Source organism: Mycobacterium sp. (assembly GCF_035499775.1).
Lineage (GTDB): Bacteria > Actinomycetota > Actinomycetes > Mycobacteriales > Mycobacteriaceae > Mycobacterium.
On record NZ_DATJYB010000595.1, the window covers coordinates 1 to 17,167 of the forward strand.

Genomic DNA, 17,167 nt, shown 5'->3' on the forward strand with positions numbered 1-17,167 from the left:
ATCTGCACGGCATCACCGACCTGGTGCGGCACACCACCGTGCGCACCCGGGTGCTGGGTATCGGAGAGGGCTTCCTGACCGAGCCGTGGTGGTGCCGGATGGTGGTGCTGTCTTCCGAGCGGATCGCCCGCCGTGGCGGCGTGGTGCGGGTCGCGGTGGCGGCTCGCCAATTGCGCAAGCCGGGTCCGCTGCAGGCGATGCTGGACGCCGTCGACCTGGCGTGTATGCACGGTTGCACGCCGACGGTGTACAAGTGGCAGCCCGATAGGGCCGCTCTCGACGCGGCGTAAGCCGCGTAATTACAGGGCTAACTACCCTGTAGCGACATGAGCGATTCTTCCGCCACGTCAGCATTCGGCGCTGACGTGATCATTGTCGGGGCCGGACTCGCGGGCCTGGTCGCCGCATGCGAATTGGTGGATCGCGGGTTGCGGGTGCTGATCCTCGACCAGGAGAACAGCGCCAACCTCGGCGGGCAGGCGTTCTGGTCGTTCGGCGGCTTGTTCTTCGTCGACAGCCCCGAGCAACGGCGCCTGGGCATCCGCGACAGCCACGAACTCGCTCTACAGGACTGGCTGGGGACGGCGGCCTTCGATCGGCCCGAAGACTATTGGCCACGACAATGGGCGCACGCCTACGTCGATTTCGCGGCCGGTGAGAAACGTAGTTGGCTGCATGCCCGGGGGCTGAAGATCTTTCCGCTGGTGGGCTGGGCCGAGCGGGGTGGCTATGACGCTCAGGGACATGGCAATTCGGTGCCCCGGTTTCACCTCACCTGGGGTACCGGGCCGGCCTTGGTCGAGGTCTTCGCGCGTCAGCTCCGGGACCGCTCGACGGTGCGCTTCGCCCACCGTCACCAGGTCGACGAGTTGATCGTCGAAGATGGCGCGGTGACCGGCGTCCGTGGCGCCGTGCTGGAGCCTTCGACCCAGCCGCGTGGCGTGGCATCGTCACGAAAAGCTGTGGGCCAATTCGAATTCCGTGCGTCGGCGGTGATCGTGACCAGCGGCGGCATCGGCGGCAACCACGATCTGGTGCGCAAGAACTGGCCCACGCGAATGGGCCGCGTCCCCGGGCAAATGCTCTGTGGGGTACCGGCCCACGTCGACGGCAGGATGATCGGCATCTCGCAAGAGGCCGGCGCGGGTCATCAACCCCGACCGGATGTGGCATTACACCGAGGGCATCACCAACTACGACCCGATTTGGCCGAGCCACGGCATCCGGATCATTCCGGGCCCGTCGTCGTTGTGGCTGGACGCCGCCGGCAAGCGGTTGCCGGTTCCGCTGTATCCCGGCTTCGACACCCTTGGCACCTGCGAGTACATCATCAAATCCGGCTATGACTACACCTGGTTTGTGTTGAACGCCAAGATCATTGAGAAGGAATTCGCATTGTCCGGTCAGGAGCAGAACCCCGACCTGACCGGGCAGAGCGTGGGTCAGCTGCTGCGGTCCCGGGCCCGGTCCGGCCCGCCCGGGCCGGTACAGGCCTTCGTCGATCGAGGTGTGGACTTCGTCTGCGCAAACTCGTTGCGCGAGTTGGTGACCGGCATGAACAAGCTGCCCGATGTGGTGCCGCTGGACTACGCGACGGTGGAAGCCGAGGTCACCGCCCGAGATCGTGAGGTGGCCAACAGGTTCAGCAAGGATGGCCAGATCACCGCGATCCGGGCTGCGCGCGCCTATCTGGGCGACCGGTTCACCAGGGTGGTGGCGCCGCACCGGCTGACCGACCGCAAGGCTGGGCCGTTGATCGCAGTCAAGTTGCACATCCTGACTCGAAAGACGTTGGGCGGCATCGAAACCGACTTGGAGTCGCGGGTACTCACCGGCGACGGCACTCCGCTCGCCGGGTTGTATGCGGCAGGGGAGGTCGCCGGCTTCGGCGGTGGCGGCGTGCACGGCTACCGGGCGCTGGAGGGAACGTTCCTGGGTGGCTGCATCTTCTCCGGACGGGCCGCCGGCCGCGGTGCGGCGGGTGACATCAAGTAGCGCGAGCAGACGCAGAATCGCATGAGTCGGGCGCAAAGTGTGCGATTCTGCGTCTGCTCGCCCTAGAAGGCGACCGCGCTAAAACGTGACCGCGCTCTCCTCGGGCAATACCTGGAAGTCGGTGGTGGTCATCTCGGTGAGCCGGCCGTAGTAGATACCCCTGGCCTCGGGGGCGACGATGCCCTGATGGATGGGTACCGCGCGGGCCGGCGCGACCGCCCGCAGATAGTCGACGGCCTCGGAAATCCTCATCCACGGCGCCGCCGCCGGAGCCGCCAACACGTCCACCGGCTCGTCGGGAACGAACAAGGCGTCGCCCGGATGCATCAACCGGGCGGGATGCTCGCCGTCGCCGACCAGATACGAGATGTTTTCTATCACAGGGATTTCCGGATGGATGACGGCGTGCCGGCCCCCGATGGCCCGGATGCTCACCTCGCCGACCGGCAGCGTGTCGCCGACGCGCACCGCCTGGCACGGCGCGCCCAACTGCTCGGCGGTTTGCGAATCTGCATAGAGCACCGCGTTCGGGTTGCCCTCGAGCAGGGCCGGCAGCCTCGCGACATCGACGTGGTCAGGGTGCTGGTGGGTGATCACGATCGCGGACAGGCCGGTCAGGCCCTCGAAGCCGTGCGCGAAGGTACCGGGGTCGAAGAGCAGGCTGGTGTCGTCGAACTCGGCGAGTAGGCAGGAGTGGCCGAAGTGCGTGAGTTGCATGTCTAGATTGTGCCCTCATCGGACCGAGCGAAACCGACCGCCGGTAGAGTTGGCGCGGACCTTCTGCCCGGCTTCTACTTGCGTCGTGTCGGCGCTCGCCGTCGCCGGGTGGAGCAATCGGACCTTGAGGAGGAGCGCCGGTGGCCCGCGTGGTCGTGCATGTGATGCCCAAAGCGGAGATTCTCGACCCCCAGGGTCAGGCGATTGTCGGTGCACTCGGGAGGCTGGGGCATCCAGGAATCTCAGATGTCCGTCAGGGCAAGAGGTTTGAGTTGGAGGTCGACGATACTGTTGACGACTCGACGCTCGCCGAGATTGCCGAGTCACTGCTGGCGAACACCGTGATCGAGGACTGGACCATCAGCCGGGAAGCGCAGTGACGGCCCGGATCGGCGTCATCACATTCCCGGGCACGCTCGACGACGTGGACGCCGCGCGCGCGGCGCGGCGGGTGGGGTCCGAAGCGGTGAGCCTGTGGCATGCCGACGCCGACCTCAAGGGCGTCGACGCGGTGGTGGTGCCCGGCGGGTTTTCCTACGGCGACTACCTGCGGGCCGGTGCGATCGCCCGGTTCGCTCCGCTGATGACCGAAGTGGTCGCCGCCGCCGGCCGCGGCATGCCGGTATTGGGAATTTGCAATGGTTTTCAGGTCTTGTGCGAGGCCGGACTGCTGCCCGGTGCGCTGACCCGCAACGCGGGCTTGCACTTCGTCTGCCGCGACGTCTGGCTGCGGGTGGCATCGACCTCGACGGCGTGGACATCGCGCTTCGAGCCCGACGCCGACCTGCTGGTGCCGCTGAAGTCCGGCGAAGGGCGCTACGTGGCGCCCGCCGAGGTTCTCGACGAGTTAGAGGGCGAAGGCCGGGTGGTGTTCCGCTACCACGACAACGTCAACGGCTCACTGCACGATATCGCCGGCATCAGCTCAGCCAACGGCCGTGTCGTCGGGCTGATGCCGCATCCCGAGCACGCCATCGAAGCACTGACCGGTCCCTCCGACGACGGACTCGGCCTGTTCTACTCCGCCCTCGACGCCGTTTTGGCGGCCTGAGTCGATAACCCGATAAGTCCCTGCGGCACTGCGTAATTCCGCGAATGCGGCTCTGAACGCGTCGGTGGCTTCGTGCGGGTCGGCGAACGTCTGGTCGTCGGTGAGTACCGCGACGCCGAGTTGGTCGACATAGCTCCACACGGTGATGTTGACCGGGGCGCCGGGTGAGAGCACGCCGGTCGAGTAGATCTCGCTGACCGGTGCGTCCCCGAAGTGGCCGCGCTGACGCGGCCCCAGCACGCTGGACACCGCAACGTTCATCATCTTGTTCGGCGCGTCGCGCCGGCCGAGCCAGCGAAACGCGGCCGGGGCAATCGCGGGCGGTAGATAGCACATCATCCGCCCGTACAGGCGCGGGCCGAGGATTTCGTGGTCCTCCTTGGCGATCCGGGTGGCCAACGCGACCAGTTGGGCCCGCCGGGTGGGGTCGGCGACGTGCACGGGCAACGACACGGACAGGCCACTGATCTCGTTGCCGGTGACGCGGTCCGACTTGTCGGTGGCGGTCGGCACCGAGGCGATGATCGGTCGGTCGGCGCTGCCGTCGTAGTCCAACAAGAGCTTTCGCAATCCGCCCGCCGCGATCGTCAGGATCAGGTCGTTGAGCGTGATGCCCAACGCCTTGGCGGTGGACTTGACCTCGGCCAGCGGCAGCGTCGTGGTCGCGAATCGGCGCTGAGGCGAGACCACATGGTTGAGGAACGTCGGCGGTGCGTCGAACGAGGCGGCCAGATCGGGGTGCTCGCCGCGCTGTTTGGACCGGCGGCGTACCCGTGTCATGCCGACCGCGGCATCCCGGATCAACCGGGGCAGTTCGGCGATTTGCCGGACGTGATCGCGTCCGGCGGCGCGCACCAGATCAGCCGATGACGGAGCTTCGTCAGTCCCGTCACTGACGGGATCCGCGGGGCCGGCGAGATCCATCGCGCGTTCCAGCAAGTTCACCGAGGCGACGCCGTCGGCCAATGCGTGGTGCACCTTGCCGATCAAGGCAAACCGATTGCCGGCCAGCCCCTCGGCGAAGTGAAACTCCCACAGCGGGCGGCTGCGATCCAGTGGCGTGGAGGCCACCCGCCCGATGACCTCGTCCAGCTCGCGGCGGCCGCCCGGTGCCGACACCTGCACCCGCCGCACGTGGTAGTCGAGATCGACCTCGCAGTCCGCCTGCCACATCGGGTGATGCAGCCGCCACGGGACGTCGATCAGCTTGTAGCGCAACGGTTCCAGCAGCGGGAGCCGACGGCGTAGATGGTCCCGGAACGCCTCGAAACCAAAGTCGGGGCAATCGGCGGCGTCGATGACCGCCACCTTCAGCGTGTGCGTGTGCAGGTTGGGCGTCTCGCTGTAGATCAGCATCGCGTCCATGCCGTTGAGTCGTTTCATAGGTCACCTCGTACGGTTCAGCCCAGCAAGGGGAGTCGGCGTTGACCGGCGAGCCGCTGCAGTGCCTCCTGCATGACCGACCGCACGTGCGCGTCGACTTCCCCGACGTCGGGGTCGTCGCCGAAGCGGGCGGCGATGTCGATCGGCTCGAGCACCTCGGTGACGATCTTGGCGGGCAACGGCAGGTTCGGCGGGAAGATCATGCTCAGACCGAACGGGAAGCCGAAGCTCAGCGGCAGAATGTCCATCCGGGCTTTGGTCAGTCCTAACTTGCGCGCCAGCCAATTGCCGCGGGTCAGGAACAGCTGGGATTCCTGGGCGCCGATCGATACGGTCGGCACGATCGGCACGCCGGCTTCGATCGCGGTCCGCACATAGCCCGTGCGGCCGTTGAAGTCGACGGTGTTGGCGCCGAACGTGGGCCGGTAGGAGTCGTAGTCGCCACCGGGGAACACCAGCACCAGCGCGTCCGAGTGCAGCGCCGCGGCAGCGTTCTCGCGACTTGCCTCGATGACTCCGACGCGGCGCAGCCATCCGTCGGCGGGGCCCATGAACAGTCCGTAGTGACCCAGGGTGTAGAGCGGCCGCTGGTAGCCGAAGGCCTGGTAGAAAGCCGGCGCGAGGATCATCACGTCGGGTGTGAACATGCCTCCGGAGTGGTTGGACACCAGCAGCGCCCCGCCGACCGGCGGAATGTTGTCCAGGTTCCGCACTTCGGCGCGAAACCACCGCTTGACCAGTGGCCCACAGGCATCAGCGACCTGCTTGGTGAACGCCGGATCCCACTTGGCGATCTCGTGATTGTCGACTGTCGTGCTCCTCATTGTCCTCTCGCTCCCGCCCTGGATCGTGTGGTTGTCTGCGCGACGACGACATCGGCTCTCTACGCTTGTAGAGACATATGGTACTCTCTATTTAGGAGAATGCCATATCCATTTTTGTGGAACCAATCCCGCAATCTTGTGAAGAGGAGAACGATGACCGAAAAGGTTCTTGTCACAGGCGCCTTCGGGCTGGTCGGATCGCAAACCGTGCGTCGGCTCGCGGCCGCCGGTCATCAGGTGGTGGCCACCGACCTCGGTACCGAGGCGCAGCGCAAAGCGGCGCTGGCGCTGCCCACCGGCGTCGAGGCGCGGTGGGCGGATCTGACCGACTCGGGTGAGGTCGATCGCCTCGTCGCCGAGACGGCACCGACGGTCATCATTCACCTAGCCGCGGTAATACCCCCAGTGATCTATCGACAAAACACGCTGGCCCGCCGCGTGAACGTCGACGCCACCGTCGCGCTGCTGCGCGCCGCGGAGTCATGCCACCGTCCGCCGCGCTTCATTCAGGCCTCGAGCAACGCCGTGCACGGGTCGCGCAACCCGCACCGGCACCGCGAGTTGCTGCGTGACGACACCCCGGCGCGGCCCTCAGATCTCTATGGCGCGCACAAAGCCGAAGCCGAGGAGCACGTCCGATCGTCCGGCCTGCAGTGGGTGATTCTGCGGCTGGGCGGGGTCATGAGCGTCGATCCGGGTGCCATGCCCTTCAGCCTTGACGCACTGTTCTTCGAGAGTGCGCTGCCGACCGACGGACGCATGCACAGCGTCGACGTGCGCGATGTCGCGACCGCGTTCGCCGCTGCGACCACGGCCGACGTTGTCGGCGAAATCCTGTTGATCGGCGGTGACGAGTCGCACCTACTCCGGCAGGGAGACGTGGGTAAGGCGCTGGCCGCCGCCAGGGGTCTCACCGACGTGTTGCCCGCGGGCCGGCCCGGTGACCCCGACAGCGACGAGGACTGGTTCATCACCGACTGGATGGACACCACCCGCGCGCAGCAAGCCTTGTCGTTCCAGCAGCACAGCTGGCCGGACATGCTCGCAGAGATGCGGGCCGCCACCGGCTGGCGGCGTTACCCGATGCGGCTGATCGCACCACTTGCCCGGCTCGTGCTCAGGCGTCGCGCCGCCTACCGAGATGCGCCGGGGCGCTACGCAGACCCGTGGGGCGCCATCCGGACTCGGATCGGTGACCCGCGGCCCGATAGCCGGGACCGCCTGGCCGTCGGGTGAAGTTCAGCCGGCGTCGCGCACCAACGGCTGTTGCGCCGAAGGCAGTTCGTCAACCGGCGTCAGCTCGCTGAAAAGGTCGGTCGCGGCCGCGATGGTGCGGTCCACGAACGCAGCGAACTCGTCGAAGGAGATGCGATCAGGGATCCGCTTCGAGCCGCGCGCTAAGACGCCGATGCGCTGCGGGTCTGAGGATCCGTGCACGATCGCGGTGACTTCGCGGTTCTGCTCGTTCCAGGTGTCGGCGAGGTTCGCCAGCCGGGCGTCGTCGGCCGCGGGGAAGAAGCACGCTGGGACGACGCGAATCGTGAACTCGTCACGATGCCAGCGAGAGATCCCGAGGTGGACGTGCAGTCGGTGCGGGTGGGCGTTGGCGACAAAGAAGTATTCGCCGTCGTGCTGGCCGCGGAAGTAACGCCGACCGCGGGTACGCAGGTAGCGTTCGATCAGGTCGGTACCCAGTGGCTCACCCAGCGGCTCGGTCATGGCAGTAATGGTGTCGCCGACGCCTTGGTGAATCCTTGGAGCCGAGCTAGGCCGGATCGAAGAATCTGTTGAGAATTTGCTGAGCGGACCTGCATCCGCGCCAGCGGGAAAGGCCGCAGCAGCCATGAGTTTCCGCGATCTGCATTACGCCGACGAACCGTTGCTGCTGCCGAATGCGTGGGATGTGCCCTCGGCGCTCGCCTTTGCCGACGCGGGGTATCAGGCGATCGGCACTACCAGTTTCGGGCTCGCCGCCAGCGCGGGGCACCCGGACGGCGGACGGGCGAGCAGCTCATTCACCAGTGGGCTGGTCAGGAAACTTCGACGGTTGCCGGTGTACGTGTCCGCCGACATCGAGGACGGTTACGGCGACGAACCCGACGCGGTGGCCGGCCACGTATCCCGGCTCGGGGTGGCCGGAATCAACATCGAGGACAGCACGAGCGAGGGACTGGTCAGTCCGCGCGTCCTTGCCGCCAAGGTGTCTGCGATCAAGGAGCGCTGCCCGCAGGTCTTCGTCAACGCCAGGGTGGACACCTACTGGCTCGATCAGGACGCCACCGTCTCGGCCACGTTGAAGCGGGCCGCCGCGTATGTCGACGCCGGGGCCGACGGGATCTTCATCCCGGGTGCGTCGCAGCCCGCTGATCTGCGCCAGTTCACGGCGAACATCCCGGTACCCGTCAACGTGCTGGCGATACCACAGCTAAGCCTGTCGCAGCTGGCGGATCTGGGGGTGCGCCGAGTCAGCACCGGGTCGCTGCCTTATCGCGCGGCCATCGCCGCGGCGGTACAGGTCGCGACGGCGGTGCGCGACGGGTCGAGTCCACCTGCGGCACTCGCCTATCCGGCCATGCAGGCTCGTCTGCTCGATTTCGATCGAACGCAGCCCAGTTAGCACGGTCTAGATAGGGGCCATGCCGTCGTGATCGCCGGAACAGACGTCGCATGGATCGTCGTGCTCACTGCCGTATGCGACAAAGTGTGAGACAGCGCGCACCACAAACGCGGCTGTGTCGGCCTCGAGCGTCGGTTCGGTGGCCGCCGGGTCAAACGGCCTCAGCGTTGCGATGCCGCGGACTAACGCGCTGGAATGGTCAGGGCTGCCGGTGATGTCGACCGTGGGGCGGCCGTCGATAAACAACGTGTACATATCGTGCTCGGGACACCCATAGTTAAACCGGAGCACCCACCTTTGGCCGGATTGCCTTGCGGCGTAAGGAAAGAATTTGTATCCAGTCCGCAACCACTCCGGCTGCGCGGCCTCGACTGGCATGCGGCTAGTTTAGGGGCTTATCCGGATGCCGGAAACCGGCGTTCTGCGTAGACGGTACCCAGCACCGGAATCCTTTCTAGCCGTTCAGATTCGACGGATTAGGAATCCTCGCCGAGGATGGTGAAGTTGGCCATCTTGCCTGCGGCGATGCTGCCCGATTCATGTTCCATCCGCTACGAATACGGGAGAACACTGTTGTGCTGGCAGCGGTCATCGACCGATCGTCTCACCCATTGACTTGCGCGCCACCAATTCGAGCGGAGGGCCCGCCCACAGTTCGTCATCGGCGGCTACTATGGCGTGAATCTTGCTGGACTGCAACGCTTTTAGCGTAAAGCGGGCGACCCGCTCGTACCACTGCGCCACTTCGGCGGGGTAGTCGGCGTAGCTGCCGTTCTCGCGCACGACGGGCCCTTCCACGGTCGGGATGTCGGTGATGCCGTCGAATTCCTGGCGATAGGGCTTGCCGAGGCGCTCGGCCGTCGGCGCGTCGATCGTGGCATCCAACTTCACCCAGCGCTCATTCAGATAGGCCTCGCCCAGCGAGTGCCACGGCAGGGGCCGACCGGACCGCCCGCCCCACAGCGCGCCCACTTCCGGTGAGAGAAATTCCTTGTCCGGAGAATCCAGCGTCTGGAATGCGATGCGCGCCGGAACGCCCGCGGCCCGGCACAGCGCGACAAACGAACTGGCCTTGCCCATGCAGAAGGCGACTCCGTGATGGAGCACATCGCTGGCTCGGTGCTGCCCCTGCGCGAGGTAGCGAAATGACGCGAGGATGTCGTAGGGCAGATCGCGGACGTAGCAGTAGATCCGCCTGACCCGTTCGGTGTCCGACGACGCGCCCATCACCAAGGTTTGCGCCGTCACCCGAACGAGCGGGTGGTCGGCGTCGAGGTAATCGGTGGGCACCAAAAAGCGCTCGATGTCGGTTGCGGTTTTAACGTGTGTCATTTGATCACCGGAATAATGTCGTGCCCGACAATGTCGAGGTACTCGGATTGGACGATATGCGGAATCGTGAAGAGGAAATGGTCGATGCCTTGAGCCTGATATTCGCGGATGCGATCCACGCAGCGCTCGGGGGATCCGGTGATCAGTCCCGATTCGGGAATGGACGCGAATTCTGCGCGAATTCGGGATTCCTGCTCGGCTGAGTTGGTCGGGGCAAGCAGCGCCGTCACCGACACCCGTAGGGTGTCCGGGTCGCGGCCGACCGACTCACATGCCCGGGTGAGAAAGTCTCGGCGCTGGGCCACTTGCTGCGGGGACCACCACCGCACGTTCAAACCCTGAGCGGACTTGGCTGCGATGCGCTGGACCCGGTCGCCTTCCCCGCCGATCCACAGCGGCGGATGCGGCCGCTGGACCGGCGGTGGGTCGCAGATGGCGCCGTCCAACGTGTAGTAATCGCCGACGAAGGTGGGGTTCGGCTGGGTCCACACTGCCTTGATGAGCTGCAGCGACTCGTCCAGCGCCGAGACCCGGTCGCGCACCGGCGGGAACGGTATCCCGTAGGCCTCGAATTCGCGCTGAAACCAGCCGGCGCCCAATCCCAAATCCAGACGCCCTTCCGAAATGACGTCCAGTGTGGCGGCCATCTTCGCCAGCACCGAGGGATGGCGGTAGGAATTGCACAGCACGCTCGTGCCGAGGCGCAACCGGGTGGTGTCGCGGGCCAGCGCGGTCAGCGCCGTCCAGCACTCCAGCAGAGGCAACGACTTCGGGCGGGCGTCCCCATCCGACTCACCGGCATTCGCCGTGATACCGGCGTCTTTGACGTAGTCATCTGGGCTCACCGTGAGGAAGTGGTCGCATAACCAGACGGAATCAAATTCGTAATTCTCCGCGGTTTGCGCGACCGTGACCATATCGGGGTAGGCACTGACCGCCAGACCATTAACGGTCAACGCCAAGATGAGCCCGACGTGGGTTGTGGGGGAATTCATGTTGTTTCTCGCCTTTCGATAATTCCGGCGCCCGGTCCTGGCATTGTCCGGGGCAATGTGACGGAGAATCGGTACCGCTCGGGGCGGTAATGGAAAACGACCACCTCTAAGGGCTTGTCGTCGTCGGTGTAGCTGGTGCGTTCGAGCACCAGCACGGGTGCGCCCGGCGGTAGCCCCAGGGCGTTCGCTACCTCTGCAGACGCGGCGGCTGCGTGGATTTCGTGGGAGGCCCGGGCGATTCGAACGCCGACTCGTTGCTCCCACATGGTGTACGTGGTTTCCGTGTCGGGTGAGCCCGCCAGCAACGGCTCGACGGCGTGGCCCAACCCGGTCGGCAGATAAGCGGTGACCAGGGCCAGTGGCTCATCACCGGCGCGAAAAAGCCGGCGAATGGACAGGACTTCGGACAGTCCCAGCGTCTCGGCAATGTGCTTTGGCGCCGGGCCGGTGTTATGGGACAGCACCTCTACCTGCGGGGTGACGCCGGTGCTCAACAGCACTTCGGTGATCGTGCGCACGCCGGAGGCCAGTTCTTGATTCACCGGATCGGCGACGAAGGTGCCCAGGCCTTGCCGGCGAACCAGCCAGCCCTGCCGCTCGAGCAGTCCCACCGCCGCGCGCACCGTCACCCGGCTCAGGCCCGAGCGCTCGATCAACTCCCGCTCGCTGGGCACGCGCCCACCGCGCGGCAGGCGCTGTTCGACGATCTGCGTCTTCAGCCACTCGGCAAGCTGAGTGCTGGCGGGCACACTGCCACGGGATATCCGCAGTTCAGCGGCGTCCAGGTCCAGGTGAGCGTCGTCGGCGGTCGTCATGGCCAACCGTCCAAGGCACGCCTGCGATTGACAGTCATCATAAGATGTATTAAAACGTCTTATAGCCACGGCGTCAAGTGTCGCTGTGTATTCGCACCTACGGAAGGTTCACCATGTCGCCATCGATCGCGGTCATTGCTCGCTTCACACCCCACCCGGAGTCCCGTGCCGCTTTGCGGACCCTGCTGCAAGGGATGACCACTCCGACGCGGGCGGAAGACGGGTGCCGCACCTATGACGTGTACCAGAGCTCGGACGACGGCGATCTCGTGCTGTTCGAGCGGTATCGCGATCGCGATGCGCTCGAGGAGCACCGCCGCTCAACGCATTACGTGAACTACCGGGCGCGGCTGTCCGGGTTGTTGACCAACCCGGTCGAGGTGAGCGTGCTCGACGTCGTCGACGAGATGGGCTGAGCCCTGGCATTCGGGTTACTGTGGTACCGAATGATTTTCATTCATCTTGACGAGCGCGCCGCCGACGACCTCGCGACCGCGTTGGCGGCGCAGATAGGCCGGGAGGGTTGACAGTGGGATTCGCGGTGGAGCGGTTTGACCATCTCGTGGTGAATTGCGGCGACGTCGATGCGACCGCGGCGTGGTATGAGCGGGTGCTTGGTATGACGCGCGAGACGTTCGGGCCGTCCAATCGGACGGCGCTTCGCTTCGGGAATCAGAAGATCAATCTGCGGCCGGTCGGCGCACAAGCCGACGATCCCAACTGGGCGACCGGGGCCGTCGAAGCGGCGGGGTCGGAGGACTTGTGCTTCGTCACCCGTTCTGCGCCCGACGAGGTGCGGGCCCACCTGGTGGAGTGTGGCGTTGAAATCACCGAGGGACCGGTGACCAGGACCGGCGCGTTGGGGCCGATGACTTCGCACTACTGTCGCGACCCCGACGGGAACCTGATCGAGATCGCTGTGTACTGAAGGTTGCGCTCGCCATCAAAGCGGATACAGACTCGGCAGGTTGACCACGATCGCCTCTTGGGTGCTGCGCGCGATCACCACCTCCGCCGGGTTGTCCGGGTCGGGGTTTTCCTCCCGGTGCGGCAGATACGGCGGGACGAAGACATAGTCGCCGGGCTGTGTCGAGATCCGCACCTCTTGCTCGCCATCGTGAAACACGAACTCCGGGTTGCCGCTTCGCACATAGATCGCGGTCTCCGACTCGCCGTGATGGTGGTTCGCCGACGCGGCCGCGGGCTGCACGTGCGTCTCGCCCATCCACAGCTTCTCGGCGCCCACGGATCGACCGCTGAGTGCGGCGAAGCGCCGCATGCCCTCCGATTGCGCGGTATCGGCGCTGATCTCCGATGCCTTGATGTGGCGCACCCGATTGCGCGCCACTTGCGGGTTGGTGTCGTTGAAATCGGGATGGAATCCGTCCGAGGTCGCCATCAGAGTTCCTTTCTCTTAGCTGCCGACCCGCCGCGACTCGCCGAGCGTGGATGATACGTTCGACGCGCCCACAATGTCCGCTAGACCACTGTGACAAACGAATCCCGGTAAGCCTCAAGCAGTCTCAACCACAATTCGCTGACGGCCGGAAAGCACGGCACGGCATGCCACAACCGATCGATCGGGACCTGGCCGGCGACTGCGATGGTGGCCGAATGCAGCATTTCGGTGACGCCCGGGCCCACGATGGTCACACCGAGTAGATGGCCCTGATCGACGTCGACCACCATCCGCGCACGGCCCGGGTACCCGTCGGCATAGAGCTTGGCACCCATGACGACGTCGCCGATTTCGACGTCGATGGTCTTGACCCGGTGACCGGCCTGCACAGCCTGTTCCTCGGTGAGTCCGACCGCGGCGACTTCGGGGTCGGTGAAGAATGCCTGAGGCACCGCGTGATGGTCGGCGGTCGTCGCGTGCGCGCCCCACGGGGCGGTGTCCAACTGTGTTCCCGCCGCCCGCGCCCCGATGGCCGCACCGGCGATGCGCGCCTGGTATTTGCCCTGATGGGTCAGCAGCGCTCGGTGATTGACGTCGCCCGCCGCATAGAGCCAACCGTCGTCGACGCCTTGCACCCGACAGGTGTCGTCGACGTCGAGCCAACTGCCCGGGCTCAGTCCCACTGTCTCCAAACCAATATGGTCGGTAAGAGGCTTTCTGCCAGTGGCGAAGAGTATTTCGTCGACCTCGAGCTCGGTGCCGTCGCTCAATGCAAGCGCCACGGGGCAGTAGGGGTAAGCCCGTCGCAGTTCACGGACCGACACGCCCATGCGTACGTCCACGCCTGCCTCGGTGAGTCCGCGGCCGACAAACTCTCCCACGAAGGGCTCCATCCGGGGCAGCAGCTGAGATCCTCTCGCCAGCAGGGTCACCTTTGAGCCCAATCCTTGCCAGGCCGTTGCCATTTCGACGCCCACGCCGCCGGCCCCGACGACGGCGAGCCGTTTCGGGACGTCGCTGCTGTCGGTGGCTTCGCGGTTAGTCCACGGTCGGGCCTCGATGAGGCCGGGCAAGTCGGGGAGCGCGGGCCGGCTGCCGGTGCAGATGACAACCGCATGCTGCACGGTCAGCACCACTTCCTGCCCGCTGGGTGTGGTGACGATGACCCGTCGCGGACCGTGCAACCGGCCATGTCCGCGTATCAGGGTCGCGCCGATGCCTGCCACCCAGTCGGCCTGACCGGTGTCGTCCCAGTCGCTCACATAGCGGTCACGGCGGCCGAAGACCCCGGAAGTGTCGATCGCGCCGGTGACCGCCTCGCGTGCCCCGTCCACCCGGCGCACGTCAGACAGCGCAAGGACCGGGCGCAGCAACGCCTTGCTGGGCACGCAGGCCCAGTACGAACACTCGCCGCCGACGAGTTCGCGCTCGACCACCGCGACACTCAGGCCCGCGGCGCGGGCACGGTCCGCCGCGTTCTGGCCTACCGGACCCGCCCCGAGTACCACGACGTCGTACATCTGTTCTTGTTGGTCGGCTGCCATATCGAAGATCCTATCGTCGGCCGGCACAGCTAAATTGCCGCCGAGCAGTCCCCGCTGGCGGGGGAGTCAACGCGGCTTCTTCGCTAACTGCTCGGCGAGATCACGCAGATCCGTTGCCACCAGGGTCGGTTGCGGTAGACCGTCAACGGGTAGCGCTGAATTGCCGGGTCGGGTGATGAGCGCCGAGCTGTAGCCGACACCTTGCGCGCCGAGGGTGTCCCAGGCATGCGCGGCCACCATCATGCAATCGGTGGGTGCCACGTCGAGAACCCGGCACGCGTGCTGATACACCACCGGAGCCGGCTTGAAGGCGCGGCAGGTATCGACGGTCAACTGGTGTTCGAAATAGCCGGCCAGCCCAGCATTCTCGAGCGGCGTCGGCGTGCCGGGATGGTGCGGCGAATTGGTCAGGGTAACAAGGCGAAAGCCGTTGTCGCGCAATGTTGCAAGCCCATCGGCGACATCGGGGTGGGCTGGCATGGTGCGCATCCGCTCGCGCAGGCGAAGCACGTCGTCGTCGGTGATGTCCACCCCGTGGATGGCGCCCAGCATGTGCAATACGCCCTGCCCGATTGCGAAGAAGTCCACGTAGTATCCGGCCATTGTGGCGGTCATCGAGTACATGACGAGTTGACCGAACCATTCGCGCAGCACTCGCTCGTCGCCGAACAACTCCCCGAAAAGCGGTGCAATCGAATCGATGTCGATCAGCGTCTCGTTCACGTCGAATATCAGCACTGAGGGCTGAGCGCGCACGGTGTGTCCTCCTGGCTAGTGCCGGGCATGCTTTGGCACCGGTATGTCCGGCCGTAAATACCCGATCAGACACAAGCAAATCAATACCATCGCCGGCGCCGGCCATTTCAGCGCTACCAACGCCGCCGCCGTGAAGCCGCCGATCGTGATGAACGACCTCATCCGCAGCACCCGGCGCACCCGCTGCGCGACGTCCTCGGTGGAGGGCCGATCGATGGCTTCCCAACAAAGCGCGAGATAGGTGATGTTCACCAGGACGAAGACGAAGGCGTACAGCGCCACGGGTGCGGCGGCCAGCCTGCTATCGGCGATCCACTCCGTCGTGAACGGGATCAGCGAGACCGAAAACAGGTGCGCGAAATTCGACCACACCAGCCGCGGTGTCGCATCCTCCGCGTAGCCGAACAGGTGATGATGGTTGACCCAGACGATCGCGATGAACAGATAGCTGACCACATAGCTCAGGCCGGTCGGCCACAGCGGCAGCAAGGCGCTGAAGGTATCCGGATGCGGCGGATTCAATTTGAGAACCAGGATGGTGACGATCACCGCGAAGACCGCGTCGGAGAACAGTTTCACCCTGTCCGGACGGGTATTTCGCCCATTCATCGGTACTGGCGCTGTCATCACGCCGGCTGGTGATTGCGTTCTTGCAGCACCCAGCCGTTGCCGTCGGGGTCGCGAAAATCTGCGAAGCTCGCGTAGTCGGCGCGATCCGGGTCGAGGCCCGCAAGAAAGCCGCTACGCCAGCCGCCCTCGGTGTTCTTGTGCCGGATCTCGCTGACCGTCACGCCGCGGTCGGTCAGTTCCGCGCGGCTGTCCTCGAGGTCGGGAACCACCAGATACAGTCCCTGCACGCAGCCCGGAGGCGCATCGGTCAGCCCGACACCGAATTGGATTGAGGTGCCCGATCCCGGTGGCGTCAGTTGGACGACGCGGAACTCGGGTGCCGGTGCGTAGTCCACGTCGAGGTCGAAGCCGATCTGGTCGCGGTAGAAGCGCAGCGACCGGTCGGGATCGGCGACGGGCAGAATGACGACTTCGAACAGTGCCTTCATCGTGCGTTCCCGGACGGGGCCCTCCCGAGCACCTCGTCGGCGTCGAGTCCGCGGTCAACACCGTGCGGGATGACGGTTTGGCCGGGCTCGAGCTGCAGTTGCTTGCCGTCGAGATAGACGTCGATCTTGTCGGGTTCGAAGGACACCAGGTTGCGCACCCGTCCGACTTCGGTCCACGCATCGACATAAGACCAGGCCGCGCGCTTGTGGTCGCCGATGTCGTAATAGGAGGCCAACCCCTTGTATGGGCAGAATGTCTGTCCCTCAACGTGTTTCAGTGCAGACTCGTCGACGTCTTCGCGTGGCACGTACCAGCGTGGCGCGAAACCGGACTCGTACAGCGCCAACGGGTGCTGGGTGTCGGCGATCACCTGCTCGCCGTCGCGGACCACGAGATGCCGTGACGTGGAACGGATGTCGATGCGGTGATACGCATCGGCGGCGTGCCCGACGATACGCTCGTCCTCCTCGTAGAAGGCATCCATCGAGCGCCAGGCGAATGCCAGGCGCCCGTCCAGCACACTCGCATGACGCGGCAGGCCGGTGTGCTCCCATGCGCTGTGGTTGGCTTCGCGGTCCGGAACCTTGACGGTGAACCACTTCGTCTCGCCCAGGTCCCGGTGCTGAGTTATCCGGTCCTCGGCGATGAGAATTCCCGGCTCGATATCGCCGCGCGGGAAA

General features: G+C 65.6%; 19 protein-coding genes and 3 pseudogenes. 8 read left to right on the forward strand and 14 right to left on the reverse strand.

From position 1 onward, the window contains the following. A pseudogene (locus tag VML93_RS35845) lies at positions 1-290 on the forward strand (DUF2334 domain-containing protein); the annotation flags it as partial. Between the two features lie 36 nt (positions 291-326). Beyond that, positions 327-1,995 (forward strand): annotated as a pseudogene (locus VML93_RS35850) (FAD-binding dehydrogenase). Between the two features lie 78 nt (positions 1,996-2,073). Here VML93_RS35850 and VML93_RS35855 read toward each other — a convergent pair. Then, a complete protein-coding gene (locus tag VML93_RS35855; RefSeq protein WP_325618203.1) occupies positions 2,074-2,712 on the reverse strand; it encodes an MBL fold metallo-hydrolase in 639 nt (212 codons plus the stop codon). Positions 2,713-2,852: 140 nt separating this feature from the next. Between VML93_RS35855 and purS the strand changes: the two genes are divergently transcribed. Both purS and purQ read left to right on the forward strand, forming a co-directional pair. Continuing rightward, a complete protein-coding gene (purS, locus tag VML93_RS35860; RefSeq protein WP_325618205.1) occupies positions 2,853-3,092 on the forward strand; it encodes a phosphoribosylformylglycinamidine synthase subunit PurS in 240 nt (79 codons plus the stop codon). Then, positions 3,089-3,763: a phosphoribosylformylglycinamidine synthase subunit PurQ gene (gene purQ / locus VML93_RS35865; RefSeq protein WP_325618207.1), complete on the forward strand. Its 675-nt coding sequence runs from the start codon at positions 3,089-3,091 to the stop codon at positions 3,761-3,763. The genes purS and purQ overlap by 4 nt, the downstream gene beginning before the upstream one ends. 18 nt (positions 3,764-3,781) lie before the next feature. Here the strand turns inward: purQ and VML93_RS35870 are convergent. Together VML93_RS35870 and VML93_RS35875 are read right to left on the reverse strand one after the other, a co-directional pair. Further along, positions 3,782-5,146 (reverse strand): annotated as a pseudogene (locus tag VML93_RS35870) (WS/DGAT/MGAT family O-acyltransferase); the annotation flags it as partial. A gap of 17 nt (positions 5,147-5,163) precedes the next feature. After that, on the reverse strand, positions 5,164-5,970 hold the full coding sequence (locus VML93_RS35875; RefSeq protein WP_325618209.1) for a lysophospholipid acyltransferase family protein: 807 nt from the start codon (positions 5,968-5,970) through the stop codon (positions 5,164-5,166). Between the two features lie 153 nt (positions 5,971-6,123). On the opposite strand from VML93_RS35875, the gene VML93_RS35880 reads away from it, so the two are divergent. Next, complete coding sequence (locus VML93_RS35880; RefSeq protein WP_325618211.1) at positions 6,124-7,206, forward strand: NAD(P)-dependent oxidoreductase; 1,083 nt, start codon at positions 6,124-6,126, stop codon at positions 7,204-7,206. 3 nt (positions 7,207-7,209) lie between these two features. On the opposite strand, the gene VML93_RS35885 is transcribed toward VML93_RS35880, so the two are convergent. Beyond that, a complete protein-coding gene (locus VML93_RS35885) occupies positions 7,210-7,689 on the reverse strand; it encodes a hypothetical protein (protein ID WP_325618213.1) in 480 nt (159 codons plus the stop codon). A 124-nt stretch (positions 7,690-7,813) separates the two neighbouring features. Here VML93_RS35885 and VML93_RS35890 point away from each other — a divergent pair, with 124 nt between their 5' ends. Next, positions 7,814-8,587 (forward strand): isocitrate lyase/phosphoenolpyruvate mutase family protein, encoded by a 774-nt coding sequence (locus tag VML93_RS35890; RefSeq protein ID WP_325618215.1) that lies wholly within the window; start codon positions 7,814-7,816, stop codon positions 8,585-8,587. 6 nt (positions 8,588-8,593) lie between these two features. Here VML93_RS35890 and VML93_RS35895 read toward each other — a convergent pair whose 3' ends face one another. The 4 genes from VML93_RS35895 to VML93_RS35910 form a co-directional block, all read right to left on the reverse strand. Further along, entirely contained in the window at positions 8,594-8,965 is a 372-nt protein-coding gene (locus VML93_RS35895; RefSeq protein ID WP_325618217.1) for a hypothetical protein, read from the reverse strand. 210 nt (positions 8,966-9,175) lie between these two features. Further along, complete coding sequence (locus tag VML93_RS35900) at positions 9,176-9,919, reverse strand: transglutaminase-like domain-containing protein (protein WP_325618219.1); 744 nt, start codon at positions 9,917-9,919, stop codon at positions 9,176-9,178. Next, positions 9,916-10,914 carry a TIGR03619 family F420-dependent LLM class oxidoreductase gene (locus VML93_RS35905; RefSeq protein WP_325618221.1) on the reverse strand — a complete coding sequence of 333 codons (999 nt, stop codon included), beginning with the start codon at positions 10,912-10,914 and terminating at the stop codon, positions 9,916-9,918. Before VML93_RS35905 ends, VML93_RS35900 begins: the two co-directional genes overlap by 4 nt. Continuing rightward, positions 10,911-11,729: a GntR family transcriptional regulator gene (locus VML93_RS35910; protein ID WP_325618223.1), complete on the reverse strand. Its 819-nt coding sequence runs from the start codon at positions 11,727-11,729 to the stop codon at positions 10,911-10,913. Before VML93_RS35910 ends, VML93_RS35905 begins: the two co-directional genes overlap by 4 nt. 113 nt (positions 11,730-11,842) lie before the next feature. On the opposite strand from VML93_RS35910, the gene VML93_RS35915 reads away from it, so the two are divergent. Beyond that, entirely contained in the window at positions 11,843-12,145 is a 303-nt protein-coding gene (locus VML93_RS35915) for a putative quinol monooxygenase (RefSeq protein ID WP_325618225.1), read from the forward strand. A 113-nt stretch (positions 12,146-12,258) separates the two neighbouring features. Next, on the forward strand, positions 12,259-12,657 hold the full coding sequence (locus VML93_RS35920; RefSeq protein ID WP_325618227.1) for a VOC family protein: 399 nt from the start codon (positions 12,259-12,261) through the stop codon (positions 12,655-12,657). A 15-nt stretch (positions 12,658-12,672) separates the two neighbouring features. On the opposite strand, the gene VML93_RS35925 is transcribed toward VML93_RS35920, so the two are convergent. From VML93_RS35925 to VML93_RS35950, 6 genes are all read right to left on the reverse strand, one after another. After that, the gene (locus VML93_RS35925) at positions 12,673-13,128 is read right to left on the reverse strand and encodes a cupin domain-containing protein (protein WP_325618229.1); all 456 of its coding nucleotides are present in this window, start codon (positions 13,126-13,128) and stop codon (positions 12,673-12,675) included. 80 nt (positions 13,129-13,208) lie between these two features. Beyond that, a complete protein-coding gene (locus VML93_RS35930) occupies positions 13,209-14,672 on the reverse strand; it encodes an NAD(P)/FAD-dependent oxidoreductase (protein WP_325618230.1) in 1,464 nt (487 codons plus the stop codon). A gap of 66 nt (positions 14,673-14,738) precedes the next feature. Continuing rightward, the gene (locus VML93_RS35935) at positions 14,739-15,428 is read right to left on the reverse strand and encodes a haloacid dehalogenase type II (RefSeq protein ID WP_325618232.1); all 690 of its coding nucleotides are present in this window, start codon (positions 15,426-15,428) and stop codon (positions 14,739-14,741) included. A 15-nt stretch (positions 15,429-15,443) separates the two neighbouring features. Beyond that, positions 15,444-16,055 carry a TMEM175 family protein gene (locus VML93_RS35940; protein WP_325618234.1) on the reverse strand — a complete coding sequence of 204 codons (612 nt, stop codon included), beginning with the start codon at positions 16,053-16,055 and terminating at the stop codon, positions 15,444-15,446. Beyond that, entirely contained in the window at positions 16,055-16,486 is a 432-nt protein-coding gene (locus tag VML93_RS35945) for a VOC family protein (RefSeq protein WP_325618236.1), read from the reverse strand. Before VML93_RS35945 ends, VML93_RS35940 begins: the two co-directional genes overlap by 1 nt. Further along, the coding region (locus VML93_RS35950) for a DUF427 domain-containing protein (protein WP_325618238.1) at positions 16,483-17,167 on the reverse strand (685 nt) is incomplete at its 5' end. The genes VML93_RS35950 and VML93_RS35945, both read right to left, overlap by 4 nt.

Excerpts from the sequence above, each read along its gene's own strand:
- VML93_RS35915 (WP_325618225.1), top strand. The coding sequence starts at position 11,843 with ATGTCGCCATCGATCGCGGTCATTGCTCGCTTCACACCCCACCCGGAG.
- VML93_RS35875 (WP_325618209.1), bottom strand. The coding sequence starts at position 5,970 with ATGAGGAGCACGACAGTCGACAATCACGAGATCGCCAAGTGGGATCCG.
- VML93_RS35945 (WP_325618236.1), bottom strand. The coding sequence starts at position 16,486 with ATGAAGGCACTGTTCGAAGTCGTCATTCTGCCCGTCGCCGATCCCGAC.
- VML93_RS35855 (WP_325618203.1), bottom strand. The coding sequence starts at position 2,712 with ATGCAACTCACGCACTTCGGCCACTCCTGCCTACTCGCCGAGTTCGAC.
- VML93_RS35910 (WP_325618223.1), bottom strand. The coding sequence starts at position 11,729 with ATGACGACCGCCGACGACGCTCACCTGGACCTGGACGCCGCTGAACTG.
- VML93_RS35940 (WP_325618234.1), bottom strand. The coding sequence starts at position 16,055 with ATGACAGCGCCAGTACCGATGAATGGGCGAAATACCCGTCCGGACAGG.
- VML93_RS35880 (WP_325618211.1), top strand. The coding sequence starts at position 6,124 with ATGACCGAAAAGGTTCTTGTCACAGGCGCCTTCGGGCTGGTCGGATCG.
- VML93_RS35900 (WP_325618219.1), bottom strand. The coding sequence starts at position 9,919 with ATGACACACGTTAAAACCGCAACCGACATCGAGCGCTTTTTGGTGCCC.
- VML93_RS35905 (WP_325618221.1), bottom strand. The coding sequence starts at position 10,914 with ATGAATTCCCCCACAACCCACGTCGGGCTCATCTTGGCGTTGACCGTT.
- VML93_RS35885 (WP_325618213.1), bottom strand. The coding sequence starts at position 7,689 with ATGACCGAGCCGCTGGGTGAGCCACTGGGTACCGACCTGATCGAACGC.
- VML93_RS35895 (WP_325618217.1), bottom strand. The coding sequence starts at position 8,965 with ATGCCAGTCGAGGCCGCGCAGCCGGAGTGGTTGCGGACTGGATACAAA.
- VML93_RS35930 (WP_325618230.1), bottom strand. The coding sequence starts at position 14,672 with ATGGCAGCCGACCAACAAGAACAGATGTACGACGTCGTGGTACTCGGG.
- VML93_RS35925 (WP_325618229.1), bottom strand. The coding sequence starts at position 13,128 with ATGGCGACCTCGGACGGATTCCATCCCGATTTCAACGACACCAACCCG.
- VML93_RS35890 (WP_325618215.1), top strand. The coding sequence starts at position 7,814 with ATGAGTTTCCGCGATCTGCATTACGCCGACGAACCGTTGCTGCTGCCG.